The organism is Virgibacillus ihumii (assembly GCF_902726655.1).
Lineage (GTDB): Bacteria > Bacillota > Bacilli > Bacillales > Amphibacillaceae > Lentibacillus > Lentibacillus ihumii.
Window position 1 is genome coordinate 2,905,826 of record NZ_CACVAN010000001.1, and the last position, 25,766, is coordinate 2,931,591.

General features: G+C 44.2%; 13 protein-coding genes, 10 tRNA genes, 3 rRNA genes and 1 riboswitch. Of the genes, 21 read left to right on the forward strand and 5 right to left on the reverse strand.

The window, feature by feature from the left end; all coding sequences use genetic code 11:
* Nucleotides 1-240: 240 nt before the first annotated feature.
* The 10 genes from HUX68_RS14195 to HUX68_RS14240 all read left to right on the forward strand — a co-directional run bounded on the left by HUX68_RS14195 (nt 241) and on the right by HUX68_RS14240 (nt 8,859).
* Nucleotides 241-1,805: ribosomal RNA gene (locus tag HUX68_RS14195) — 16S ribosomal RNA — on the forward strand.
* Nucleotides 1,806-2,041: 236 nt separating this feature from the next.
* A tRNA-Ile gene (locus HUX68_RS14200) sits at nt 2,042-2,118 on the forward strand.
* 20 nt (nt 2,119-2,138) lie between these two features.
* Nucleotides 2,139-2,211, forward strand: a tRNA-Ala gene (locus HUX68_RS14205).
* A gap of 83 nt (nt 2,212-2,294) precedes the next feature.
* A 23S ribosomal RNA gene (locus HUX68_RS14210) occupies nt 2,295-5,213 on the forward strand.
* 161 nt (nt 5,214-5,374) lie between these two features.
* Nucleotides 5,375-5,490: ribosomal RNA gene (gene rrf / locus HUX68_RS14215) — 5S ribosomal RNA — on the forward strand.
* Together the 16S, 23S and 5S rRNA genes with 4 tRNA genes alongside form the textbook arrangement of a ribosomal RNA operon.
* A gap of 129 nt (nt 5,491-5,619) precedes the next feature.
* Nucleotides 5,620-5,694, forward strand: a tRNA-Asn gene (locus HUX68_RS14220).
* Nucleotides 5,695-5,698: 4 nt separating this feature from the next.
* Nucleotides 5,699-5,771 (forward strand) — tRNA-Thr (locus HUX68_RS14225).
* Nucleotides 5,772-5,937: 166 nt separating this feature from the next.
* A complete protein-coding gene (locus HUX68_RS14230; RefSeq protein WP_174615442.1) occupies nt 5,938-6,183 on the forward strand; it encodes a hypothetical protein in 246 nt (81 codons plus the stop codon).
* A 159-nt stretch (nt 6,184-6,342) separates the two neighbouring features.
* A riboswitch (SAM riboswitch) is annotated at nt 6,343-6,450 on the forward strand.
* Between the two features lie 461 nt (nt 6,451-6,911).
* Nucleotides 6,912-7,451, forward strand: coding sequence for an NADPH-dependent FMN reductase (gene ssuE / locus HUX68_RS14235; protein WP_174615443.1), 540 nt, complete (start codon nt 6,912-6,914; stop codon nt 7,449-7,451).
* Between the two features lie 31 nt (nt 7,452-7,482).
* On the forward strand, nt 7,483-8,859 hold the full coding sequence (locus HUX68_RS14240; RefSeq protein WP_174615444.1) for an LLM class flavin-dependent oxidoreductase: 1,377 nt from the start codon (nt 7,483-7,485) through the stop codon (nt 8,857-8,859).
* A gap of 159 nt (nt 8,860-9,018) precedes the next feature.
* Here HUX68_RS14240 and galU read toward each other — a convergent pair whose 3' ends face one another.
* The 4 genes from galU to HUX68_RS14260 all read right to left on the reverse strand — a co-directional run bounded on the left by galU (nt 9,019) and on the right by HUX68_RS14260 (nt 14,330).
* Nucleotides 9,019-9,930 (reverse strand): UTP--glucose-1-phosphate uridylyltransferase GalU, encoded by a 912-nt coding sequence (gene galU / locus HUX68_RS14245; protein ID WP_174615445.1) that lies wholly within the window; start codon nt 9,928-9,930, stop codon nt 9,019-9,021.
* Nucleotides 9,931-9,952: 22 nt separating this feature from the next.
* Entirely contained in the window at nt 9,953-11,524 is a 1,572-nt protein-coding gene (locus HUX68_RS14250) for a glycosyltransferase family 2 protein (RefSeq protein WP_425509521.1), read from the reverse strand.
* Between the two features lie 342 nt (nt 11,525-11,866).
* A complete protein-coding gene (locus HUX68_RS14255) occupies nt 11,867-12,673 on the reverse strand; it encodes a YwaF family protein (RefSeq protein ID WP_174615446.1) in 807 nt (268 codons plus the stop codon).
* A gap of 160 nt (nt 12,674-12,833) precedes the next feature.
* Nucleotides 12,834-14,330 carry a glycine betaine uptake BCCT transporter gene (locus HUX68_RS14260; RefSeq protein WP_174615447.1) on the reverse strand — a complete coding sequence of 499 codons (1,497 nt, stop codon included), beginning with the start codon at nt 14,328-14,330 and terminating at the stop codon, nt 12,834-12,836.
* A gap of 341 nt (nt 14,331-14,671) precedes the next feature.
* Between HUX68_RS14260 and HUX68_RS14265 the strand changes: the two genes are divergently transcribed.
* From HUX68_RS14265 to HUX68_RS14310, 10 genes are all read left to right on the forward strand, one after another.
* A tRNA-Glu gene (locus tag HUX68_RS14265) sits at nt 14,672-14,746 on the forward strand.
* Between the two features lie 5 nt (nt 14,747-14,751).
* Nucleotides 14,752-14,827 (forward strand) — tRNA-Val (locus HUX68_RS14270).
* Between the two features lie 10 nt (nt 14,828-14,837).
* Nucleotides 14,838-14,913 (forward strand) — tRNA-Thr (locus tag HUX68_RS14275).
* Between the two features lie 46 nt (nt 14,914-14,959).
* A tRNA-Tyr gene (locus HUX68_RS14280) sits at nt 14,960-15,044 on the forward strand.
* A gap of 14 nt (nt 15,045-15,058) precedes the next feature.
* A tRNA-Gln gene (locus HUX68_RS14285) sits at nt 15,059-15,130 on the forward strand.
* 124 nt (nt 15,131-15,254) lie between these two features.
* Nucleotides 15,255-15,327, forward strand: a tRNA-Lys gene (locus HUX68_RS14290).
* A gap of 210 nt (nt 15,328-15,537) precedes the next feature.
* A complete protein-coding gene (locus tag HUX68_RS14295) occupies nt 15,538-16,827 on the forward strand; it encodes a hydroxymethylglutaryl-CoA reductase, degradative (RefSeq protein ID WP_174615448.1) in 1,290 nt (429 codons plus the stop codon).
* Complete coding sequence (gene mvk / locus HUX68_RS14300) at nt 16,824-17,783, forward strand: mevalonate kinase (RefSeq protein ID WP_174615449.1); 960 nt, start codon at nt 16,824-16,826, stop codon at nt 17,781-17,783. Before HUX68_RS14295 ends, mvk begins: the two co-directional genes overlap by 4 nt.
* A 111-nt stretch (nt 17,784-17,894) precedes the next feature.
* Nucleotides 17,895-18,872, forward strand: a complete 978-nt coding sequence (mvaD, locus tag HUX68_RS14305; RefSeq protein ID WP_174615450.1) for a diphosphomevalonate decarboxylase — start codon at nt 17,895-17,897, stop codon at nt 18,870-18,872.
* 13 nt (nt 18,873-18,885) lie between these two features.
* A complete protein-coding gene (locus HUX68_RS14310; protein WP_246206686.1) occupies nt 18,886-19,980 on the forward strand; it encodes a phosphomevalonate kinase in 1,095 nt (364 codons plus the stop codon).
* A gap of 101 nt (nt 19,981-20,081) precedes the next feature.
* Here the strand turns inward: HUX68_RS14310 and gltC are convergent, their stop codons facing one another.
* Nucleotides 20,082-20,984: a glutamate biosynthesis transcriptional regulator GltC gene (gene gltC / locus HUX68_RS14315; protein ID WP_174615451.1), complete on the reverse strand. Its 903-nt coding sequence runs from the start codon at nt 20,982-20,984 to the stop codon at nt 20,082-20,084.
* Nucleotides 20,985-21,118: 134 nt separating this feature from the next.
* Here gltC and gltB point away from each other — a divergent pair, with 134 nt between their 5' ends.
* Nucleotides 21,119-25,675: a glutamate synthase large subunit gene (gene gltB / locus HUX68_RS14320; protein ID WP_174615452.1), complete on the forward strand. Its 4,557-nt coding sequence runs from the start codon at nt 21,119-21,121 to the stop codon at nt 25,673-25,675.
* The last annotated feature ends 91 nt before the right edge of the window (nt 25,676-25,766 follow it).

Below are 25,766 nucleotides of genomic sequence, written 5' to 3' on the forward strand. Positions count from 1 at the left end.
CCTAAAGGCTTGGTGATAACCAAGTTTTCCAAAAAACTTTATCAGAAAATGTATTGACAACCGGATATAATTCATGGTAAATTATATCTTGTCGCAAAAAACGACAATAAATGAATTGCTCTTTGAAAACTGAACAAAACAACCAGTATGTCAAGAAACAGGACGAAAGCAAAAGCTTTCCCCTGGATTCAATTTACGAAGCTAAGCTATGGTTGATTGGTGTCAATCATATATCAACTTTCTATGGAGAGTTTGATCTTGGCTCAGGACGAACGCTGGCGGCGTGCCTAATACATGCAAGTCGAGCGCGGGAAGCAAGCGGAAGCCTTCGGGCGGAAGCTTGTGGAACGAGCGGCGGACGGGTGAGTAACACGTGGGCAACCTGCCTGTAAGATTGGGATAACTCCGGGAAACCGGGGCTAATACCGAATGAAGCGCATCACCGCATGGTGACGTGATGAAAGGCGGCTTTTTAGCTGTCACTTACAGATGGGCCCGCGGCGCATTAGCTAGTTGGTGGGGTAAGAGCTTACCAAGGCGACGATGCGTAGCCGACCTGAGAGGGTGATCGGCCACACTGGGACTGAGACACGGCCCAGACTCCTACGGGAGGCAGCAGTAGGGAATCATCCGCAATGGACGAAAGTCTGACGGTGCAACGCCGCGTGAGTGATGAAGGTTTTCGGATCGTAAAACTCTGTTGTCAGGGAAGAACAAGTACCGTTTGAATAAGGCGGTACCGTGACGGTACCTGACCAGAAAGCCCCGGCTAACTACGTGCCAGCAGCCGCGGTAATACGTAGGGGGCAAGCGTTGTCCGGAATTATTGGGCGTAAAGCGCTCGCAGGCGGTCTTTTAAGTCTGATGTGAAATCTCGCGGCTCAACCGCGAATGGTCATTGGAAACTGGAGGACTTGAGTACAGAAGAGGAGAGTGGAATTCCACGTGTAGCGGTGAAATGCGTAGAGATGTGGAGGAACACCAGTGGCGAAGGCGACTCTCTGGTCTGTAACTGACGCTGAGGAGCGAAAGCGTGGGGAGCGAACAGGATTAGATACCCTGGTAGTCCACGCCGTAAACGTTGAGTGCTAGGTGTTAGGGGGTTTCCGCCCCTTAGTGCTGCAGTTAACGCATTAAGCACTCCGCCTGGGGAGTACGGCCGCAAGGCTGAAACTCAAAAGAATTGACGGGGGCCCGCACAAGCGGTGGAGCATGTGGTTTAATTCGAAGCAACGCGAAGAACCTTACCAGGTCTTGACATCCTCTGCCAGCGCTGGAGACAGCGTGTTCCCTTCGGGGACAGAGTGACAGGTGGTGCATGGTTGTCGTCAGCTCGTGTCGTGAGATGTTGGGTTAAGTCCCGCAACGAGCGCAACCCTTGATCTTAGTTGCCAGCATTCAGTTGGGCACTCTAAGGTGACTGCCGGTGACAAACCGGAGGAAGGTGGGGATGACGTCAAATCATCATGCCCCTTATGACCTGGGCTACACACGTGCTACAATGGATGGAACAGAGGGCAGCGAAGCCGCAAGGTGTAGCAAATCCCATAAAACCATTCTCAGTTCGGATTGCAGGCTGCAACTCGTCTGCATGAAGCCGGAATCGCTAGTAATCGCGGATCAGCATGCCGCGGTGAATACGTTCCCGGGCCTTGTACACACCGCCCGTCACACCACGAGAGTTGGCAACACCCGAAGTCGGTGAGGTAACCTTTTGGAGCCAGCCGCCGAAGGTGGGGCCAATGATTGGGGTGAAGTCGTAACAAGGTAGCCGTATCGGAAGGTGCGGCTGGATCACCTCCTTTCTAAGGATTATAAGAAAGCGTAGGCGCCTGGTCATCGACGTACAGACTGGACTGCTTCTGACGAGATAAAAGAAACACGATGAACGTAGTGAATCGATGTTGATTTATCGTAGGAAGAAGAAGGAAGTCTGCTAGTCGATAGGCGCCGGAGCTGGATTATTACGGAAGGCATACTTGGTTGTTTGGTTCAGTTTTGAGAGAGCAATTCTTTCCAAATTAAATTTTATTTTATAGATGGGCCTGTAGCTCAGCTGGTTAGAGCGCACGCCTGATAAGCGTGAGGTCGGTGGTTCGAGTCCACCCAGGCCCACCATCTATAATTAACCCTCATATGGGGCCTTAGCTCAGCTGGGAGAGCGCCTGCCTTGCACGCAGGAGGTCAGCGGTTCGATCCCGCTAGGCTCCACTTTTTGTACCTTGAAAACTGAATAAGCAAGATCAACGACATCAAATCAAAAGCGAAGGCGAAGAAGAAGTACGTCTATTCATAGTTAAGTGAAGAAGGGCGCACGGTGAATGCCTTGGCACTGGGAGCCGAAGAAGGACGGGACTAACACCGATATGCCCCGGGGAGTCGTAAGTAGACTTCGATCCGGGGATTTCCGAATGGGGGAACCCGCTGTTCGTAATGGAACAGGACGTGTATCTGAATACATAGGGTACGCGAGGCACACCCGGGGAACTGAAACATCTCAGTACCCGGAGGAAGAGAAAGCAAACGCGATTTCCCGAGTAGCGGCGAGCGAAACGGAAGCAGCCCAAACCAGAAAGCTTGCTTTCTGGGGTTGTAGGACACTCCAATGGAGTTACCAAGAGATGCATTAGACGAATCGGCCTGGAATGGCCGGCCGAAGAAGGTAAGAGCCCTGTAGTCGAAAATGCGTCTCCTCCGGAGTGGATCCTGAGTACGACGGAACACGAGGAATTCCGTCGGAATCCGGGAGGACCATCTCCCAAGGCTAAATACTCCCCAGTGACCGATAGTGAACCAGTACCGTGAGGGAAAGGTGAAAAGCACCCCGGAAGGGGAGTGAAAGAGAACCTGAAACCGTGCGCTTACAAGTAGTCGAAGCCCGTTAATGGGTGACGGCGTACCTTTTGTAGAATGGACCGGCGAGTTACGATCGTATGCAAGGTTAAGTGGAAGACACGGAGCCGCAGCGAAAGCGAGTCTGAACAGGGCGAATGAGTATGCGGTCGTAGACCCGAAACCGTGTGATCTACCCATGTCCAGGGTGAAAGTCAGGTAACACTGACTGGAGGCCCGAACCCACGTATGCTGAAAAATGCGGGGATGAGGTGTGGGTAGGGGTGAAATGCCAATCGAACACGGAGATAGCTGGTTCTCTCCGAAATAGCTTTAGGGCTAGCCTCAAGGGAAGCGTACCGGAGGTAGAGCACTGATTGGACGAGGGGCCCTCACCGGGTTACCGAATTCAGTCAAACTCCGAATGCCGGTTACGTAGCCTTGGGAGTCAGACTATGGGTGATAAGGTTCATAGTCGAAAGGGAAACAGCCCAGACCGCCAGCTAAGGTCCCAAAGTATACGTTAAGTGGAAAAGGATGTGGCGTTGCCCAGACAACCAGGATGTTGGCTTAGAAGCAGCCATCATTTAAAGAGTGCGTAATAGCTCACTGGTCGAGTGACGCTGCGCCGAAAATGTACCGGGGCTAAACGTATCACCGAAGCTGCGGATTGTTCTTCGAACAATGGTAGGAGAGCGTTCCAGGCGCTGTGAAGTCAGACCGTGAGGACTGGTGGAGCACCTGGAAGTGAGAATGCCGGTATGAGTAGCGAAAAAAGAGTGAGAATCTCTTTCACCGAAAGCCTAAGGTTTCCTGAGGAAGGCTCGTCCTCTCAGGGTTAGTCGGGACCTAAGCCGAGGCCGAAAGGCGTAGGCGATGGACAACAGGTCGATATTCCTGTACCACCTCATGAGCGTTTGAGCGACGGGGGGACGCAGGAGGAGAAGGAAAGCGCACCGATGGACGTGTGCGTCCAAGCAGTAAGGCAGTTGGATAGGTAAATCCGTCCAATAATGCCGAGCTGTGATGGGGAGGGAAATAGAGTACCGAAGTTCCTGCATCCACACTGCCAAGAAAAGCCTCTAGTGAGTTCATAGGTGCCCGTACCGCAAACCGACACAGGTAGGCGAGGAGAGAATCCTAAGGTGAGCGGGAGAACTCTCGTTAAGGAACTCGGCAAAATGACCCCGTAACTTCGGGAGAAGGGGTGCTTGCTTACGAGTGAGCCGCAGTGAATAGGCCCAAGCGACTGTTTAGCAAAAACACAGGTCTCTGCGAAGCCGAAAGGCGAAGTATAGGGGCTGACACCTGCCCGGTGCTGGAAGGTTAAGGGGAAGCGTTAGCACTTCGGTGCGAAGCGCAGAACCGAAGCCCCAGTAAACGGCGGCCGTAACTATAACGGTCCTAAGGTAGCGAAATTCCTTGTCGGGTAAGTTCCGACCCGCACGAAAGGTGCAACGACTTGGGCACTGTCTCAACGAGAGACCCGGTGAAATTATACGATGTGTGAAGATGCACATTACCCGCGACAGGACGGAAAGACCCCGTGGAGCTTTACTGTAGCCTGATATTGAATGTTGGTACAGCTTGTACAGGATAGGTGGGAGCCATAGAACCCGGAGCGCCAGCTTCGGTGGAGGCACACGTGGGATACCACCCTGGCTGTACGGACCTTCTAACCCAGGGCCGTAATCCGGTCCGGAGACAGTGTCAGGCGGGCAGTTTGACTGGGGCGGTCGCCTCCCAAAAGGTAACGGAGGCGCCCAAAGGTTCCCTCAGAATGGTTGGCAATCATTCGCATGAGTGTAAAGGCAGAAGGGAGCTTGACTGCGAGACCTACAAGTCGAGCAGGGACGAAAGTCGGGCTTAGTGATCCGGTGGTTCCGCATGGAAGGGCCATCGCTCAACGGATAAAAGCTACCCCGGGGATAACAGGCTTATCTCCCCCAAGAGTTCACATCGACGGGGAGGTTTGGCACCTCGATGTCGGCTCATCGCATCCTGGGGCTGTAGTCGGTCCCAAGGGTTGGGCTGTTCGCCCATTAAAGCGGTACGCGAGCTGGGTTCAGAACGTCGTGAGACAGTTCGGTCCCTATCCGTCGTGGGCGTTGGAAGTTTGCGAGGAGCTGTCCTTAGTACGAGAGGACCGGGATGGACACACCGCTGGTGTACCAGTTGTTCCGCCAGGAGCACAGCTGGGTAGCTACGTGTGGCAAGGATAAGTGCTGAAAGCATCTAAGCATGAAGCCCCCCTCAAGATGAAACTTCCCATCACTTCGAGTGAGTAAGATCCCTCAGAGACGATGAGGTAGATAGGTCCGAGGTGGAAGCGTGGTGACACGTGGAGCTGACGGATACTAATCGATCGAGGACTTAACTAAACAGCTTTTGATGGTGCGTTGCATATACGCTTATTCAGTTTTCAGGGTATAAATTCCTGAATAGCTCTTGCATTTTTTATCGAAAATGCCTATAATATATCTTGTCTTGAAAAATGAGGGAGAACATCGTGACGAAAGATGTCATGGTTCCAGCCCGAAGGTCTGGTAGCAATAGCGGAGAGGTCACACCTGTTCCCATGCCGAACACAGCAGTTAAGCTCTCCAGCGCCGATGGTAGTTGGGGCTTTGCCCCTGCAAGAGTAGGACGCCGCCAGGCCATTAATAATAAGCTTGTTTTTAAGCAGGCTTTCTGATAGTAAAAACTTGGTGAACAGCCAGGTTTTTGTAATATGAAATGCTATAAATAGCAGTATATTTGGGTAACATACCAATTAGTTATTATTATTCCACAGTAGCTCAGCGGTAGAGCGATCGGCTGTTAACCGATTAGTCGCAGGTTCGATTCCTGCCTGTGGAGCCATCATGCTTCCATAGCTCAGCCGGTAGAGCACTTCCATGGTAAGGAAGGGGTCAGCGGTTCGAGTCCGCTTGGAAGCTTATATTTTAAACGCTTATCCTCCAATAGGTATAGGCGTTTTTTTATAATTATTCTAAGAATGTTTGTTTTGCAGACTAAAATTTGGCTTTTTCTAACCGTCGAAGGAAAAAGACCATAAATGGGCTTTTAATTATCAAGCTGGCATAAAAAAGGGGCATTTTGTTAATGTATAAAAAATTGGTTGTTGAAATGAAGAAATCCGGATTGACAATGGAGGACCTAGCTGATTGTTTAAAAATCACGCCAAATGAGGTTTATGAAAGGATTTATCAGATTGGAACAATCTTTGATGAACATGAGGGGGAGATGAGAAATGATTTCTATTTTTCAGAAGCGCTCATAATAACGCGTACTTTTTTCCCTGGTCGCTCACCTTTTGAAGTATTTGGTGTCCTAGAGGATGAAAAATAGCAAGGGAATTACTAAATATAAACAAACAACCGCCGCCACCCTAATATCAAAACCATATAACCATTTTAATGTCATCCGATAATGGAAAACACTAATTAATTTAAAAACCCACTTGATTTATCAGACTAATTGGAATATAATGGGCTGTAATAATAAAATATCTTATCCAGAGAAGCTGAGGGATCTGGCCCTGTGAAGCTTCAGCAACCTCTGACATTGTCAGAAAGGTGCTAAATCCAGCAAGATTAATTTCTTGGAAGATAAGGGCGGATTCCAATAATCGCAAGTAACCCTCTTTTCTTATCCAAGGAAAGGGGGTTTTTTGACGCATTTTTTCGGCGTACTTTTTAGCAGATGGGGTTGGAACAAAACAAATAAATGTATAAGAAAAGACGGACAATACTCTATTTTAGCGGAGGAAATATGCGTAGACTCCTGCGGGAGGAAAGGCCTAGGTGAGACTCTGAGTGCGAAGCACGAAGAGGCTCAACAGCCGCCCGCGGTAAAGAAGACACAGCGAAAGTGATTTCCTTGAGCTGATGTCGCACTTATGCTCGAAAGTGAAAGCGAAGTATATTTCCGGAGCGGCTAGATTCCTCAACTAAGTTAATTCGTATTTTCTTTTGATAAAATACTTTTGTCCCAGCCTCATTGCATAAGTGCAACTATGGTCGTCACCCAAAGGTTTGGTGACAACCAAGTTTTCTAAACAGGAAAGGATGGTTGAAATGAGTGAAATTGTTATTTTATCAGGAAGCCCCTCTGTAACTTCACGTTCGGACCAGGTGCTGAAATATTTAGGGAACTTGTTAACAGAGGAGCATTTTACGGTGACGCATATTTCAGTCCGGGATTTGCCTTATAAAGATTTGTTTACCGGAAATTGGGAACATCCCATCGTTCAGGATATTGCGGCGATGATTCGGAAGGCAAACGGCGTGATTGTGGGATCACCTGTATATAAGGGTGCATATTCCGGAGCATTGAAGTCCTTGATTGATGTGCTGCCGCAGGATGTATTACAGCATACCCCGGTATTGCCATTGATGACGGGTGGAAGTGCTTCACATTTGTTGGCAATTGAGTATACGTTAAAGCCGGTACTTGCAACATTAAAGGGGTATAATCTGAAAGGACTTTATTTGCTGGATAGTCAAATAGATAAATATAGTGAAAACCCAATTATTGATCGGGAAATTTTGGAACGGACGAAAAAACAGTTGTATTATTTTACGGAACTAGTAAACGGCGGGGTTGTTTGGAATTAATCTAATTTGATACTGAAAGGGGCTGGATAGAATGGTAAATAAACGAATTTACTTAAATGCATTCGATATGAATACTCCAGGACATCAGTCACCGGGTCTTTGGACACACCCGGAAGATGAGTCACATCGTTATAAGGACAGCAGTTATTGGATTGAACTTGCTAAACTGTTGGAGCGCGGAAGATTTGATGCGGTATTTATTGCAGATGTGCTTGGCACGTATGATGTTTATAAAGGATCAAGAGATGCAGCGGTACGGCAGGGAGCTCAGGCACCGGTGAATGATCCGCTGCTGATTGTACCGTTAATGGCTGCGGTTACAAATCATCTCGGGTTCGGGGTAACCTCTTCCGTGACGCATGAACATCCATATTTATTTGCCCGTCGGATGACGACGCTTGATCATCTGACAAATGGACGGGTCGGCTGGAATATTGTTACGTCTTATCTTAAGAGTGCGGCGGTCAATATGGGGAGGGCCGGTCAGATTAAACATGATGAACGGTATGATATTGCAGCGGAATATGTCGATGTTTGTTACAAACTCTGGGAAGAAAGCTGGGAAAGTGATGCAGTAAAATTGGATAAAGAAAATGGTGTATACACTGATCCAGACAAGGTACATGATATCCATCATGAAGGAAAATACTATAAGGTTCCCGGTGCTCATTTATCTGAACCGTCCAAACAAAGAACCCCAGTATTGTATCAGGCTGGCGCATCACCAAAGGGAAGAGCTTTTGCCTCAAAGCATGCGGAATTGGTCTTTATTGGTTCGCCTACCAAAAATGCCGCCAAAGAGACGGTGAGACGCTTGCGTGAGGATATTGCCAAAACGAACAGGTCCCAGGATGAGATAAAAATATTAACCATGCTGACACCAATTGTTGGAAAAACGGAATCGGACGCACTGGAAAAACTGGAAGACTACAAAAAATATATCAGTCATGAAGGTGCATCTGCTTTATTCGGTGGATGGACAGGAATTGATTTGTCAGCATATGAAGAGGATCAGGTTATTGAGTACATCGAAAACGATTCAATCCGCTCTGCGCTGGAAAGTTTTACAAACATAGACCCGGATAAACAATGGACCGTTGGAGAGATAAAAGATTTTGTCGGAATTGGCGGCATGAGCGGATATATCGCAGGTTCACCCGAACAAATTGCAGATCAGCTGGAAGAATGGGTTGATGAAACAGGTGTTGACGGATTCAATATTGCGTATGCTATCACACCTGGGACATTTAAAGATTTTGTTGAGTTGGTAATTCCTATTTTACAGGAGAGAGGGTTGGTGAAACATGATTATCACGGAACGTCATTAAGGGATAATCTGTTTGAAAAAGGCGACCTTCTTCCCGAACACCATCCTGGAAAACATACAAGAAAAGAGCTGGTTAAATAACTAAGAGGGGAGAAGACAGTCAATGAGGCGATTAAATCTAAACAGGGTTTAATCGCTTTTTGCTAATCCTTGATGTTTACAGTTTCTTAAAGCAATTACATGAAAACCCTGATTCCGAAATAATTACACGAAATCAGGGTGAACAATTTGAACCCGGAGTTACGGTTTACTTTCCATTAAGTGAAAATTCCTATCAAGAATGGTTTTCTCCTTCTTTAATATGTCTTCAATACCATTCATAACATCTTGCCTGATAGCCGGATTGTTTAATGCGACTTCCATAGTGGTTAATATAAAACCAATTTTTTCACCGACATCATATCGCTTGCCATCAAAATTATACGCATATACGCCTTGACGTTCATTTAGTCGTTGGATGGCATCCGTTAGCTGGATTTCTCCGTCAGCACCGATTTCTTTTGTTTCCAAAAACCGGAATATATCAGGTGTTAATACATAGCGGCCCATGATGGCCAAATTTGATGGTGGATTATCACGTGGCTTCTCAACAAAACAGTTTACATCATATAAACGACCTTCTTGTTTAGTTGGATCGATAATTCCATACCGATGAGTTTCGTTTTTGGGAACTTCCTGAACGCCGAGGACAGAGGCACCCGTTTTTTCATACTGATTGATAATTTGTTTGATACAGGGTGTATCTGCCTGCATAATATCATCTCCCAGCAGAACAGCAAACGGTTCATCTCCAATAAACTTCCTGGCACATAAAACAGCGTGACCAAGTCCCTTGGGCTGTTTTTGACGAATATAATGAATATCAACTTTGGCTGATTCACGAACCTTTTGAAGCAATTCAAACTTTTCTTTTCGGATAAGATTTTCTTCCAATTCAAATGCATGATCGAAGTGATCCTCAATGGCACGTTTACCCTTTCCGGTCACAATAATAATATCTTCAATTCCAGCTTCAACCGCCTCTTCGACGATATACTGAATTGTTGGCTTATCTACAATTGGTAACATTTCTTTCGGCATTGCTTTTGTTGCTGGCAAGAACCTGGTTCCCAGACCAGCTGCTGGTATGATTGCTTTCCTTACTTTCTTCATTAATTATTACCTCCTTATTATTTTAAGCGGAATGCCGGCCTCTCAACGTCCAAATCTGGTATAACATTGCCAACGATGAAAATATCGTTAAATATGTTAATGAGATCCAACCTATCATTAAATAGGGATGGATAGCCGTTTGAACTGCAGAGCTTGTTAAATAATCTCTGAATTGAAAACACAGGAAAGTGACGATCATAACAAAAATGATGCTTATTAATAATCCTTGTATAAGTTTGCTGCTTGTTTTTCCACTTTCAGCCTTATATTGGTTGGCCCAGCCATCTTTTTTATGGGCGGATAATTTCCCCAGCCAAACTTGTGTGAATGTAATTAATTTGACCCATAAATAAATTTCAGGACTGATCAGTAAACCTGCCAGTAAAACATCAAGTGGTCGATGCATCGGAGTTTTTGCAGCAAGGATCATGTTAAGTACAGATGCCAAAACAATCGGTGTAATCCAAATCCAGGACCAATGGAACTGGTCAGTGGCAAAAGCAACCGCCATCAATAAAACGAATAGAAGGCGTACGGAAAAATCAATCATGATTTTCATCTGAGAACGCCATAACTTACCCTTGTGTTTCGATTTAACTTCGATGTCATTGTTTGTCAGTAAATCAACAGTGCCGGAATTCCATTTATTCCGTTGCTGTCTGAAAGTATGATAGGACCTCATTGCATCAACAAAACAACGGGCAGTTGGACTGATAAGCGTTTTCCACTTTGATTTTTGCAGCTGCCAGGTCAGCAGCATATCTTCCACGTCACTACCATTCTGCCATGGTCCATCTAGTTTATTTTCATCGACAATATTCTGCAGTGCCTCTGGACGGAACAGGGTCGCTTGCCCGCCAAGAACATAAGTGCTTCCACCGTGATATTGCAAATCCAATAGCCAGCTTGCCATATCCTGCTTTTGCTGATGTGTCCACCAGCGTGTGATTGGTCCACCATATTGGCCGCTTTCAATCATTTCCTCATAATGAACATTATCTTTGGAAATTAAGTTCTTCTTTTTTGGCATTCTCATTGTGTATTTAGCCATTACGCCGCCTATGTTTCTCGCACTCATCAGTCCCTCCCACATATGAGTTAATGCATCAGGTGCCAAGCGGCTATCGGCATCCATGCCGAGTATGGCTTTAACCGATTGCTTATAAATTTCCTGATATGAAGTCAATCGTTTAAAATAGATATCCATATTATCACCATAAATCCTCTTCCAGCCAGCGTTTAACGCACCTACTTTGCGTTGGCTGTTGTTTTCTGTAGTGATAACCTCAAGATTCAGATTAAAATCTTTACCCGCTTGCCTTGCTTTTTCCTCAGTTCGATCGGAACAATTGTCGACAATTACATAGACATCAAGGTCAATATCCTTGGGTAAATTCTGATCCTGCAGCCCCCCTAAACAATCACGGATGGATTTTTCTTCGTTATGTGCCGGAATAAAAACGGCAATTCTTGGTTTCATATAAATTTTTCCGATATTGGAAGCATTTGATATGTTATCCGTTAGTAATTGATTGTAATCTAATCTGTTTGGCAGTGATTGTTTTTCTTCTGAAACGTCCGTTAGGGTCTTCATTAAATCACTCCTGTAATTATCTTTCGTTTGTTCTATATAGTGTATTTTATTTTAATTTTGTTTTCTATATAGAACGATTTAAATATATAATAATACTTTTCTCCTACTTTGTAAACCTTTTTGTTAGAAAATTTCATCATATTTTTATAAAGATTAAGAGGGAATAACATAAAGATGTGCACAGATTATTTCCTAAAATCATGAAGATGTGTAAAATTAATTAAGGGAGGTGGCATTTTTAATGAACTTACTGTTTATCCTCGCCATAATTGTCACTGTAGCGGAATTGTTTGTTGCATATTTCTTAATAAAAAAACAAAAGATGGCTTTATGGCAGTCTCTTTATGTATCGTTACCAGTTATTGTTATCGTATGGGTGGTTGCATTTATGTACTCATAACGGGACAAACACCCAAAACTACCTGGGTGTTTGTTTAGTCCTAAAGAGAAATTGTACGCTATATATTGGACGAAAAATACGCTTAATGCTAATAAGCAAAGATTAAAATAGTATATAAATCCGCTGCCAAGTAAGTCGAGCGGTGTACTAGCTGTTGGTGTATGTGATAAATAAAGATAATTTGATCCAAGCACAGGGTTTACGACAAATCCTATCAGAGCAGCATACAGCAGTATATATCCGTAGCTTTCCAGCATTGATTTGAACGTTATTTTAGTGGAATTTGCAACCACTAAAAATAAACTGACCCAGGAAACAACGATGTGATGAATGAAAAACTTCCAGTACCTGAAGTGTGGGATATCATATGGCAATTCAGGTGTTACAACTGCAAGAAATGCGGGGACAAGTCCGAAGAAAAATGTAATATGAATTAATTTTTCATTGTGACTAAATAGAGCGATAGCCCCTGTAATTCCCGTTATCCCACATAAATGCAAAGGAATATGTTCGCTTAGACTCCATATTTCGTTGACAGCAGCCCAAATCTGATAAGTGATTTCTGAAAGAACCAGTACTCCAAACAGCCCCCAGCGGATTATATTGTACAGTTTGGCATTTCTGCGTAATTTGTGGCGTGCAGTTAAAAATAGAATGAGTCCTAAGAAATAAATAATCAGCATTATAATATGGCTTACCCCAAACGTCATAAATGGCTGCCCGTCCAACCCGACAAACCAATCAACCATAAAATCCTCCCCAATTATATTTATTCGTATGTTAATTATATGATGAAAGAAAGAGTTGAGGAACCCAAATTATAATTGCATCGTGAATAAAAAGAATCCGCTTCTTACAAATTTGCAGAAGGGATTCTTGTCAAAACGATTTTTCTATACATCCGCTAAATTAAACTTTTGTTGATCTCCCTTCGTTTTTAAGTGATTTGAAAAAGGAATAAACCATGATAAGCATGATAATTGAAAACGGGAATGCGGCAGATATCAGGGCGTTTTGCAATGCTTGCAGTCCACCGGTGTATAAAAGCACTGCTGCAATTGCCGATTGGGCAATCCCCCAGGAAAATTTAACAGCCGCTGATGGAGATAGAGAACCGTTTGTCGTTTGCATTCCCAGCACGAATGTGGCTGAATCAGCAGAGGTAATAAAAAAAGTTGCAATAAGCATAATACCCAATATAGATAGCACTGTGCCCATTGGAAAGTAATCAAACATACCGAATAACATTTGTTCCGCAGGCAATCCGGCAAGGTCTGTACCGTTTTTTTGCATATTAATACCGGTCATGCCAAAGACCGCGAACCAAATAAAGCTTACAATACTGGGAACCAGCATGACGCCTGAAACAAACTCACGAATGGTTCTCCCTCTGGATACGCGCGCTATAAATATTCCTACAAATGGAGACCAGGCAATCCACCATGCCCAGAAGAACACAGTCCAATCCATAACCCATTGACGCTGTTCAGGGTTATTCGCAGCAATCCGTACACTTTCGGTAGGGATGCTCCTAACGTAGGTGCCCAAGGTTTCGGTGAAGGAATTTAAAATATACATGGTTGGACCAAGTATAAGTGTTGCGATAAGCAAAATGGTTGCAAGTCCCATATTTGTATTGCTTAAGTATTTAATTCCTCTGCCGAGTCCGGAATATGCGGATAGCATGAACAAAACGGTAACAACTAATATAATTATTAACTGGACTACAAATCCGTTGTCAACTCCGAATAGGTAAGTGAACCCACCATTTATTTGTGTGGCGCCAAATCCCAAGGTTGTAGCTACACCGACAATCGTTGCAAATACAGCTATTACATCAATTATTTTTCCCATGAATCCATGCATTTTATCGCCAAAGACAGGTTCCAGTGTCATGCTGACCAATGCTGGTTTATCTTTTCGAAATGTAAAATAGGCGAGGATCAAAGCAATAATCGCATAGATTGCCCATGCATGCAGCCCATAATGAAAAAAAGTGATACGCAGGGAATCCTCCAATGCTGCTACAGTACCAGGATCGGCTATTGGTGGATGTTTCATATAATGTGATACTGGTGATGCCACGCCATAAAATACAAGGCCTATGCCCATGCCGGCACTGAACAGCATGGCAAACCAGCTAGGATAGCTGAATTCCGGTTTTTCCCCTTGTTTACCTAGCCTTATTTTGCCGTAACGGCTAAAAATTAAATATAAACAAATCAGTACAAAGAGCGTTACCGATAATAGATAAAACCAACCAAAATGAACAGATATATAGCTCATGATGGAGCCTGAAATCTTTTCAAAAAGATCGGGTGCAACTGAACCCCAAATAGCCATTGCCAGTGTAATTGCTAATGTAATCCAAAATACAGCGGTCACTTCCGATGTTACTCGCTTCATGATGCTCCCCTTCCTGAAATGAATTTTATTATTCTGCAGCTGAAGACTGGGATTTTTCCTGTTTTTCGAAGGCAGATAAGAAAGTAATATACTTTCAACCGCACAAATGCAATTAAGGTCGCCCCCAAAGGCCTGGTGGCACCAAAGTTTTCTAATAATAGTATTTCATTAAGGGAATGTTCTATACAAGAAGCAGCAGGATTATTGGAGGTCTCTCGCAAGGATTTGAAAAACTTCTGGAGAATTAAAAAAACCTCTTTACAAAGAGATTAAATCTGTATATAATAAAATTCGTTGGTTTCCGACAAGACATGCAATTATATATACGTACACCATTGCTGGGCCCGTTGGTCAAGTGGTTAAGACACCGCCCTTTCACGGCGGTAACACGGGTTCGAATCCCGTACGGGTCACCATAATTGGAGGATTAGCTCAGCTGGGAGAGCACCTGCCTTACAAGCAGGGGGTCGCAGGTTCGAGCCCTGCATCCTCCACCATTCTTTTAATGCCGGTCTAGCTCAATTGGCAGAGCAACTGACTTGTAATCAGTAGGTTGGGGGTTCAATTCCTCTGGCCGGCACCATTTATTTTTTTGTATAATTACTGTCCATACGGGCTAGAATAAATTGGGAGGGGTAGCGAAGTGGCTAAACGCGGCGGACTGTAAATCCGCTCCCTCAGGGTTCGGGAGTTCGAATCTCTCCCCCTCCACCATACTTAGTTCATGTTGGGCCATAGCCAAGCGGTAAGGCATCGGGTTTTGATCCCGTGTATCCCAGGTTCGAATCCTGGTGGCCCAGCCTTTTTTATTGCCACTTTTTTCATGATCCGCGGATATCACGGTTGAAATCGCGGATACATCGATAAAAAACGCGGATAACCGACTTAAAATTGCGGATATCCTGAACGACTTTTACATAACATGAGCCATTAGCTCAGCTGGCAGAGCATCTGACTTTTAATCAGAGGGTCGGAGGTTCGAATCCTCCATGGCTCACTATTCTGACCGTGCCATACAAGCATAATAACTGGCGGAAATACATGACACATATTATAATAGCAGATAAACAAGGTCGTTATGATTATCAACAACCTTGTTTATTTGCATTTTTAGCTGTTTTTTTACATAATAGATACAGTAATTTATTACTATAAAAATAAGTTCATTAACATATATAATTTATGATAATCTAAAGGATGAGATGGTATGAAGACTTCCCGAATTCCTGGCTTTTATAATAAGACTGTTGAAGAGCGCAGAGAGCTTCTCGCAACAATGGAAGATTTTACCGAAAATGAGATGGAAATTTTGTTTTCAAAAGAGCCGCTGCCTGCCGAAACTGCAGATAAAATGATAGAAAATGTCATTGGGACATTCCCGCTCCCATTGGGGTTAGGTTTGAATTTTTTGATTAATGATAAGGAATATACTATACCAATGGCAGTGGAGGAGCCATCCATACTTGCTTCTGCGAGTCACATTGCTAAAATTGTCAGAGAAACCGGGGGTTTTACTGCTGAATCCAGTGAACGTGTGATGATCGGCCAGATACAGGTAATTGGCTGTTCCGATTTTGCAGCGGCAAAAGAAACCATTCTAAAGGAAAAAGATGCATTAATTGATGCTGCCAATGCTTCATATCCAAGTCTTATGGCCAGAGGCGGCGGAGCAGAGGATCTGGAAGTCAGGGTTTTAAATGAAAATTCCGATTCACGGTATGGACAAATGCTTGTCCTGCATGTTTATATAAACACATGTGATGCAATGGGAGCGAATATCATTAATACAATGGTCGAGTCATTGGCGCCGACAGTTGAAAAACTGACGGGTGGAAAGGTTTATTTGCGGATTTTGTCTAATTATCCGGATAGATGTCTTGCCAAAGCACGTTGTGTCATACCACCTGAATTGCTGGCGACGAATGATTTTTCGGGGGAAGCAGTGCGGGATGGAGTTATTCATGCCTATGAATTTGCAGCATCTGATCCCTATAGGGCTGTTACCCATAATAAAGGTATAATGAACGGTATAGACCCGATTGTAATTGCAACGGGGAATGACTGGCGTGCTGTGGAAGCAGGGGCGCATGCTCATGCCGCTAGATTTGGAAAATATGGATCAATGACAGTTTGGTCCAAAGATGATAAGGGAAACCTTGTTGGTGAGCTGGAATTGCCGATGTCAGTCGGAACGGTAGGTGGTTCCATACGCGTACATCCTATGGCTGAAGTTTCATTGAAGATTTTGGGAGTGGAGACTGCCCGTGAACTCGCACAGGTTATTGTAACTGTTGGACTTGCCCAAAATCTCGGGGCGTTAAAAGCCTTGGCAACAGATGGAATTCAAAAAGGTCATATGGCGTTACATTCTCGTTCTGTTGCAATCGCAGCAGGAGCTACTGGGGAGATGATTGATATCATTGCTGAACGATTGGTGAATGAAAAAGAAATCCGTGTCGGAAAAGCTAAAGAATTGGTGGACGAATATACAAAATGAGTGCAGAAAAAGCAACAACTTCAGAACAAACAGCTATCGGAATAGCTCATAGTAAATTGATTCTAATCGGCGAACACGCAGTTGTACACGGACAGCCTGCAATCGCCATTCCTTTTCCGCTGGTAGGTGTGGAGTCAATTGTTGATTATGTACCGGGATCGGTTAAGATTAACAGTACGTTTTATACGGGTCCGATTGAATCCGCCCCCGATTCATTGGAAGGACTTGTAACGTGTATTCAAGAGACAATGAAGCACTTGCAGCTCCCGTGCGAGGATTTTATGATTCGGATTAAATCATCAATACCACCCGGAAAAGGGCTTGGTTCGAGTGCTTCTGTTGCAATTGCAGTAATCAAATCTCTTTTTGCGTTTTTTGGCGAAAAATATTCAGAGCAGGATTTGCTTAATCTATCCAATATATCTGAAACGTATGCACATGGTGTTCCCAGCGGTATTGATACCTTAACGATTACTTCAGGGTCACCGGTTTGGTATGAAAAAGATGAGCCGATTAATTTTATTAATCCGGAAGGTGATTTCCATTTTATTGTTGCCGATTCAGGTCGTGTAGGTGACACACGTTCAGCCGTTGAATCAGTCGCTACCTTGCTGAGATCCGCTCCTAAGCGAATTCAACACAAGTTGGACCGTATTGGAGAAATAACGCATCGGGCAAGAAATGCGCTGGAAACCGCCAGCAAACATCTGCTTGGTCAGATGCTGAATGAAGCCCAGCGTGAACTGGAAGCGCTTGGCGTGAGTGATGCTGGTCTAAACCGATTGATTTATTTTGCACGGCAGGAAGGCGCATTAGGTGCGAAATTAACTGGCGGGGGAAATGGCGGCTGTATTATTGCACTGGCCCGAAATGAAGTGCATTCCAGACAATTGGCTGAGAAGCTAAGAAAATTCGGAGCACATGCGGTATGGCCATTTGTTTTACGTAATAACTAAAAAGATGTGTTTTAGCAGTCAAGAAAATTAAAACTTTCTTGCTGCATAAGTTCAACTAAGGTTGTCACCTAAAGGTTTGTGACAACCAAGTTTTCTAATGAGGGGATACGCATGAAAGCAACAGCTAAGGCACACACGAATATCGCCCTGGTAAAATATTGGGGGAAACGGGATGAATCACTGATTCTCCCTATGAATAACAGCCTTTCTTTAACATTGGACGGATTTTATACGACTACTTCTGTTGAATTCCATAATGAGCTGACTGAAGATCGTTTTTATTTAAATGATAAAGCCGTAGTCGATAAACAATATGATCGTGTTTCCAGTTTTTTAAGTCTTATCCGGAACTCTGCGGGAAAGGATAATCTGTTCGCAGAGGTTCACTCGACCAATCATGTGCCGACGGCTGCCGGATTTGCTTCTTCTGCATCAGGATTTGCCGCCCTTGCAGCGGCTTCTGCAAGAGCGTTGAACCTCGACATCGATGATAAGGCCCTCTCCGCATTAACCAGGCAAGGATCCGGTTCTGCATGCCGCTCCATTTACGGTGGATTTGTTGAATGGGAAAAAGGTACACAAGCAGATGGTTCTGATTCGTATGCTGTGCCGGTAGCACCAGCAGATCATTGGGACATCCGGGTGGCGGCGGTTGTTCTGTCATCGAATGCGAAAAAAGTCCTCAGCAGGGAAGGAATGAAGCGGACAGTCGAGACATCACCGTTTTATTCAAGTTGGGTGGACAGCATTCCGAGTGATTTGAAACAGATTAAAGCAGGGATACAAAACAAGGATTTTGAAAAAGTCGGATCTATTGCCGAAATGAACTGTCTGAAGATGCATGCGACAACACTTGCTGCAAATCCGCCTTTTTCGTACTGGCATGATACTACAATGGCAGTAATGCATGCAGTACAGGAATTAAGAGAATCGGGCATTCCGGCATATTTTACAATTGATGCTGGGCCGAACGTGAAGGTTCTTTATTTGCCGGAGGATGAAGAAACATTGGAGCAGTCTCTCCGTGAAGTCCCCGGTGTAAATGATGTTATTGTCAGTAAAGCCGGCCAGGGCATATCCTATTTGTAGGGGTTGAAATGTTTTGACTACATCGATAACTGTAAAAACACCTGGAAAATTAATGGTTGCCGGAGAGTTTGCTGTTCTTGAAAATTATCAAAAACTGGTGGTTATGGCGGTTAACCGTTTTGTTTATGCTGCATTGGAGCAAAGCGGTGAAAACCGTCTTTCTTTGCTTAATTATGGCCTAACAGATGTTAAATGGGAGTGGACTGGGGACAAAATTTCAGTCAAAACGGGTGATGACCGGATACGATTTGTGGAAAATACAATGACGGTAGTATATACATATCTGCAGGAAAATAATATTCCGCCGGAGCCGTGTCATTTGTCAGTTCGCAGTGAACTGGATGATACCGGCGGTCGCAAATATGGCCTTGGTTCAAGCGCGGCTGTCTCTACTGCTGTAGTTTCAGCGATTTTAAAGCGGTTTTTGCCAAATGAACCATCTGAACAGCTGATTTTTAAGCTTGCTTCCATTTCCCATGTGATTACCCAAGGAAATGGCTCTGGTGCTGATGTTGCTGCTTCTTCTTATGGCGGTTTATTGCAATATTCGTCGTTTCAGGCTGACTGGCTGCAACGTGCTTATAACAATTCTGGTTCGATAACGGAACTTGCTGTATCGGACTGGCCGTATTTTACAGTTGAACCCATCATACTGCCGGATAATATACATGTCTGCATCGGCTGGACCGGTTCGCCTGCATCAACTTCTTCGCTTATTCGAAAAATCAGGACATTAAAAGATTCGAATCCATCACAGTACGAACAATTTCTTTCTGACAGCAGTGCGGCAGTTGGAAGCTTTCTCGATGGGGTCACAAAGGGTGAACCTGCAAAGGTGATTGAAGGGGTCAGATTAAACCGGCGGGCGCTTGCGGAGGTAGGCAGAAATGCCGGCGTGGATATTGAAACACAGGCATTGACCACCTTGTGCAATTTAGCGGAACAGCACGGAGGTGCCGGAAAACCTTCCGGAGCGGGCGGCGGCGACTGTGGAATTGCTTTTCTGCCATCTGAAGAACAGGCAAAACAATTACAAGATGCCTGGAAGAGAGCAGGAATCAAGCCGCTTGATCTTGCACTTCATCCTGATGGAGCGATTAAAATATAAGGCTCTTACATTCTATATAAAGGAGGACAGCCACAAATCGGGCTGTCCTCCTTTATATTCATAATGTCCTGGAAAGGAACTCCCTGCGTAAAAGTTCTGCTTTATTGAAATTGCTGCAACCTCGCAAAAAACTGTTTTGCGAATGTGTAAAAGACCTTTTCGGAAGGTGCCAAACGCTTTTCTCTTTGCTTTATAATGCCTACCGTCCTCCTAACTTCCGGTATATCGATGGGAATTTTAACGGTCATGTTCGGTGTCGATTCGTGAAATGTACTTTCAGGTAGAAGGGTTACACCGATACCGGCTGCTACCAGCCCTTTGATAGCGTCTAAATCCTCCCCCTCTGAAGAGATGTTTGGTGAAAATCCCCCCTGTTTACAGGCGTCCACCAGTATTTTTTCCAGGATAAATCCTTTGGGAAAACTGACAAATTCATCTTTTTTCAGATCACTTAGATGGAGACTGTTTTGCTCCGCCAATGGATGGGATAATGGTAAAAGTGCCAAGATGTTCTCGGTAAATAAGATATGACTTTCGATATCCGGGTCTTTTTTAGGGACAGGTCCAAGAAAAGCAACATCAATATCACCATTCTTAACGGATTCTGTTAAAAATCTATAGGATCCTTGTCTTAGTTGAAAAGCAATATTTGGATATTCTGACTTAAAAGAAGAAATAATGCTCGGCAGTAAATGATTTGCCAAACTTGTCGGGAATCCGATTTTAATTGTCCCTCGTTCCGGATCCAAGTATTCATCGATCTGCTGCCTGGCATTATTAATGGCTTTCATGGCGATTTCGGTATGTGTTAAAAATATCTTGCCTATTTGTGTTAATTTAACATTTCTGCCCTCACGCTCAAATAAGGATACCTCCAGTTCATCTTCCAAATTAGCAATCTGTCTGCTGACCGCTGATTGGGCAACATGCAAGTGCAGCGCTGCTTCTGACACGTGTTCACGCTTGGCTACTTCCATAAAATAACGTAATTGACGCAGTTCCATTTTAGTCACTCATTTCCATTTATCTCAAAAGTAGATCAATCTTATCTAAATTATATATTGTTTAGAACAGTTTGAGAACCTTATAATTTAAATAAGACATTCAATTCGGAATGTATGGAAACGGGGGTAACATGATGCGTTATAATCAGATACCTGAAGCTCAAGGTCTTTATCGTCCTGAATTTGAACACGATAATTGTGGGATTGGCTTATATGCTCACATAAATGGAGTTCCAACCCATGATATTGTTAAAAAAGGTCTGCACATGCTTTGTCAATTGGATCACCGTGGAGGTCATGGAAGTGATCCGGCGACAGGAGATGGGGCTGGATTAATGGTGCAAATTCCGGATGGTTTTTTTCAAAAAGTTTGTTCTGATATGAACCTGCCAAAAAAGGGGCGGTATGGAGCAGGGATGATTTTTTTCTCAAATGGAGATGAGAACCGGAAAAAGGCGGAAACTCAAATAAATAAATTTATCGAACAGGAAGGGCAGACAGTGCTTGGCTGGAGAACGGTGCCCGTAAATAGTGAAAGCATTGGTCAGAAAGCGAAAGCCAGCTGCCCGGTTATCCGCCAGGTATTTATTGGTGCGGATGCTGCTATCGAAAATAATATTGATTTTGAGCGGAAGTTATATGTTATTCGCAAGCAATCGGAAAAGCTTGCATCCGAAAGGGAGGAGCGGTTTTATTTTACCAGCCTCTCAAGTCAAACTATTGTCTATAAAGGACTGTTAACACCAGAGCAGTTAGATGGCTTCTATACAGATTTGCAGGATGAAGATTTTGTTTCGGCTTTTTCGCTAGTCCATTCACGCTTCAGTACCAATACATTTCCTAGCTGGGAACGGGCGCATCCGAACCGGTATTTAATGCATAACGGGGAAATTAATACGTTAAGAGGGAATATTAACTGGATGAAGGCTCGTGAAAAACAGTTGATTTCGGAAGCTTTCGGTGATGATCTGGGTAAAGTGCATCCGATTCTGGATGAGGATGGGAGCGATTCATCCATTTTAGATAATGCTTTGGAATTTTTAGTGTTGGCTGGCAGAAAACCAGCGCATGCCGCGATGATGATGATTCCCGAGCCTTGGGCAAACAATCCGCATATGTCAAAAGAAAAGAGAGCCTTTTACGAATATCATAGTACGTTAATGGAACCATGGGACGGACCAACGACAATCTCATTTACGGATGGCAGTCAAATTGGTGCGATTCTGGATAGAAACGGATTGCGGCCCGCCCGGTATTATGTGACAAAAGACGATTATCTAATTTTTTCTTCAGAGGTTGGCGTCATTGATGTAGAAGAAAGCAATGTCCTGTATAAAGACCGGTTAAGCCCTGGGAAAATGTTATTGCTGGATTTAGGCGAAGGCAGGATTATTTCAGATGAGGAAATTAAAACGGAAATGGCAGGAGCAGGACCTTATCACCACTGGTTGGATGAAGAGCTGGTGAAATTGGAAAACCGGGTGGAACTTAATGGAGAAAAGCCATTCAGTGGTTTGTTGAAAAAGCAAAAAGCTTTTGGCTATACGTATGAAGATATCCATAAATATTTGATCCCTTTAGTAACGGATGAAAAGGATCCAATTGGTGCAATGGGTAATGATGTGCCTTTAGCGGTATTGTCTGATCAGCCACAATCGTTATTCTCCTATTTCAAACAGTTATTTGCGCAAGTAACAAATCCTCCAATCGATGCGTATCGTGAGCAACTCGTTACTTCCACCACAACTTTGTTAGGGCCTGAAGGAAATCTGCTCCATCCGGGAAAAATGAATTGTCACCGGCTTCAACTGAGTACTCCAGTATTGTCTGACCACCAATTACAACTCATTAAGAAAGATAGTTATCCGGATTTTTCCAGTCATACCATAAACACATTATTTGCAGATAATCTGGAAAACAGGCTGGAAGAGGTTTGTAAGGAAGCTGATGAAGCCATAGCGAATAATAATCAGCTTCTTATTCTGTCAGATCGTAAAATGGATGAAAAGGCTGCGGCAATTCCGTCACTGCTTGCCATAAGTGCACTGCATCAGCATTTAATTCGTCAGGGAACGCGAACGAAAGTAAGCATCATTGCTGAAACCGGCGAGGCAAGGGAGGTCCATCATTTTGCTTCGTTAATCGGCTATGGAGCAGATGCAGTAAATCCATATCTTGCATTTGCAACATTGCATCAGGTAATCAGAGACAATTATGTAACGGAGAGGTATGAAGTTGCGGTAAATCATTATATCCAGGCGATTACGGAAGGCGTTGTAAAGGTAATGTCCAAAATGGGGATATCAACCATTCAAAGTTATCGCGGAGCACAAATATTTGAAGCAATTGGCATTAGTAAAACGGTTATCGATCGTTATTTTACCGGAACAGCTTCACAGCTTGACGGGATTGAGTTAGATACGATTGCGGAAGAAGCGATATTGCGTCACAGTCGTGCTTATGCTGATGAACCTGATCAAACATTGGAATCAGGCAGTGATTTTCAATGGCGGAAAACAGGTGAACATCATGCATTTAACCCAAAAACAATCCATACGTTGCAGTGGGCGTGCCGCAGAGGTGATTACAATCTGTTTAAACAATATTCCAAAGCAGCAAATGAAGAGCGACTGACGTTTTTGCGGAATTTATTTACCTTTAAGCAAGCAAATCCATCGATACCAATTGACGAAGTAGAGTCTGCTCAAACGATTGTGAAGCGATTTAAGACCGGGGCAATGTCTTTTGGTTCATTGAGTGAAGAAGCACATGAGTCCTTGGCGATTGCCATGAACCGGATTGGCGGAAAAAGTAACAGTGGTGAAGGCGGAGAAAATCCCGAACGGTTCACTATGGATGAAAATGGAGATTCGAAGCGAAGCGCCATCAAACAAATTGCATCCGGACGTTTCGGGGTGAAAAGCCATTATCTAGTCAATGCCGATGAACTGCAAATTAAGATGGCCCAAGGTGCAAAACCAGGTGAGGGAGGCCAACTGCCGGGGAATAAAGTGTATCCATGGATCGCCGATGTACGTGGATCAATTCCTGGTGTAGGACTGATATCACCCCCGCCGCACCATGATATTTATTCTATTGAAGATTTGGCACAATTGATTCATGATTTGAAGAATGCAAACCGGCATGCGAGTGTAAGTGTCAAACTTGTTGCCAAGGCCGGGATTGGAACAATTGCATCTGGTGTTGCAAAAGGTTCTGCAGATGTGATTACCATCAGTGGGTATGACGGGGGAACAGGAGCTTCTCCGAAAACAAGCATCAAACATACGGGACTGCCTTGGGAATTGGGCCTTGCTGAAACACATCAGGCGCTCATGTTAAATGGTTTACGGGACCGTGTTGTACTGGAAGCGGATGGTAAGTTAATGACTGGAAAAGATGTGGTCATGGCTGCACTGCTTGGCGCCGAGGAATTTGGATTTGCCACCGCACCGCTTGTTGTTCTGGGGTGTGTCATGATGCGGGCATGTCACTTGAATACATGCCCGGTAGGTATTGCAACCCAGGATCCGGAATTGCGTAAGAAGTTTATGGGTGCCTCGGATCATGTCGTGAATTTTATGTTTTATATTGCTGAAGAAGTCAGAGAAATCATGGCAGGATTAGGGTTCAGAACATTTGATGAAATGGTCGGGCGGACGGAGGTTTTGGCTGTAAGCGACCGGGCGAAAGCGCATTGGAAGGCAAAAGACTTGGATTTATCGACATTGCTTTACAAGGTGGATGGTGCAAGAACGTGTCAAACCAAACAGAATCATCATCTTGAAGAGTCACTTGACTTACGTGAAATTCTGCCAGCTGTCAAACCTGCCTTGGTCCTTAAGCAGCCTGTGGATTTGGCTTATCCGATCAAAAATATTAATCGTGCAGTAGGAACGATTACAGGCAGTGAGATTTCCAAGCGCTACGGGGAAATCGGTCTGCCGGAAGATTCCATCACATTGCGATTTACCGGGTCTGCCGGACAGAGCTTTGGTGCTTACATTCCCAGGGGCATGTCTCTGCGGTTAACCGGTGATGCCAATGACTATGTCGGAAAAGGTCTGTCAGGCGGAAAGGTCATTGTCTCTTCACCGCAGGAAGCGGAAGCTAATGAACCCAACAATGTAATTATCGGTAATGTTGCGTTATACGGCGCTTCCAGTGGTGAAGCATATATAAATGGCTATGCCGGTGAACGGTTTGCTGTGCGGAATAGTGGCGCAGATGTTGTTGTTGAAGGAATCGGTGACCATGGCTGCGAATATATGACTGGAGGTCGTGTCATTATTCTGGGTGAAGTTGGCAAAAACTTCGCAGCTGGAATGTCAGGTGGTATTGCCTATGTTCTTGCTGAAGATACTCATCAATTTAAACAGTTGTGCAATAAAGAGATGGTGGAGTTTGAAGCTATGTCAGATGTAAAAGAGAGGAAAGAAGTAAAACAGCTGATACAACGTCATTATCAGTATACCGAAAGTCAGAAAGCAAATTTTGTCCTTCATAATTGGAATAAGAATGTGAAGCATATTGTGAAAGTTATTCCAAGGGATTACAAGCAAATGCTTAATCGAATTCAGGTGTTCAAGAATGAAGGTTATACAAATAAAGAGGCTGCCATGAATGCGTTCGATGACAAAAAGCGGAACAAGAATATCATTCCAAAAAAATCTCCACTGGTTTCATTATAGGAACAAACTTGAATTGACACTGGACTTGGCTATCCGGCTGAGTCCGAATTCCATAGTTATGGAATGGTCATAACTATACTCGTAAAGAATG

Coding starts and splice junctions, on each gene's coding strand:
- HUX68_RS14250 (WP_425509521.1), bottom strand. CDS start 11,524: ATGAAGACCCTAACGGACGTTTCAGAAGAAAAACAATCACTGCCAAAC.
- gltB (WP_174615452.1), top strand. CDS start 21,119: ATGCGTTATAATCAGATACCTGAAGCTCAAGGTCTTTATCGTCCTGAA.
- mvk (WP_174615449.1), top strand. CDS start 16,824: ATGAGTGCAGAAAAAGCAACAACTTCAGAACAAACAGCTATCGGAATA.
- HUX68_RS14255 (WP_174615446.1), bottom strand. CDS start 12,673: ATGGTTGATTGGTTTGTCGGGTTGGACGGGCAGCCATTTATGACGTTT.
- gltC (WP_174615451.1), bottom strand. CDS start 20,984: ATGGAACTGCGTCAATTACGTTATTTTATGGAAGTAGCCAAGCGTGAA.
- HUX68_RS14295 (WP_174615448.1), top strand. CDS start 15,538: ATGAAGACTTCCCGAATTCCTGGCTTTTATAATAAGACTGTTGAAGAG.
- HUX68_RS14240 (WP_174615444.1), top strand. CDS start 7,483: ATGGTAAATAAACGAATTTACTTAAATGCATTCGATATGAATACTCCA.
- mvaD (WP_174615450.1), top strand. CDS start 17,895: ATGAAAGCAACAGCTAAGGCACACACGAATATCGCCCTGGTAAAATAT.
- galU (WP_174615445.1), bottom strand. CDS start 9,930: ATGAAGAAAGTAAGGAAAGCAATCATACCAGCAGCTGGTCTGGGAACC.
- ssuE (WP_174615443.1), top strand. CDS start 6,912: ATGAGTGAAATTGTTATTTTATCAGGAAGCCCCTCTGTAACTTCACGT.
- HUX68_RS14260 (WP_174615447.1), bottom strand. CDS start 14,330: ATGAAGCGAGTAACATCGGAAGTGACCGCTGTATTTTGGATTACATTA.
- HUX68_RS14230 (WP_174615442.1), top strand. CDS start 5,938: ATGTATAAAAAATTGGTTGTTGAAATGAAGAAATCCGGATTGACAATG.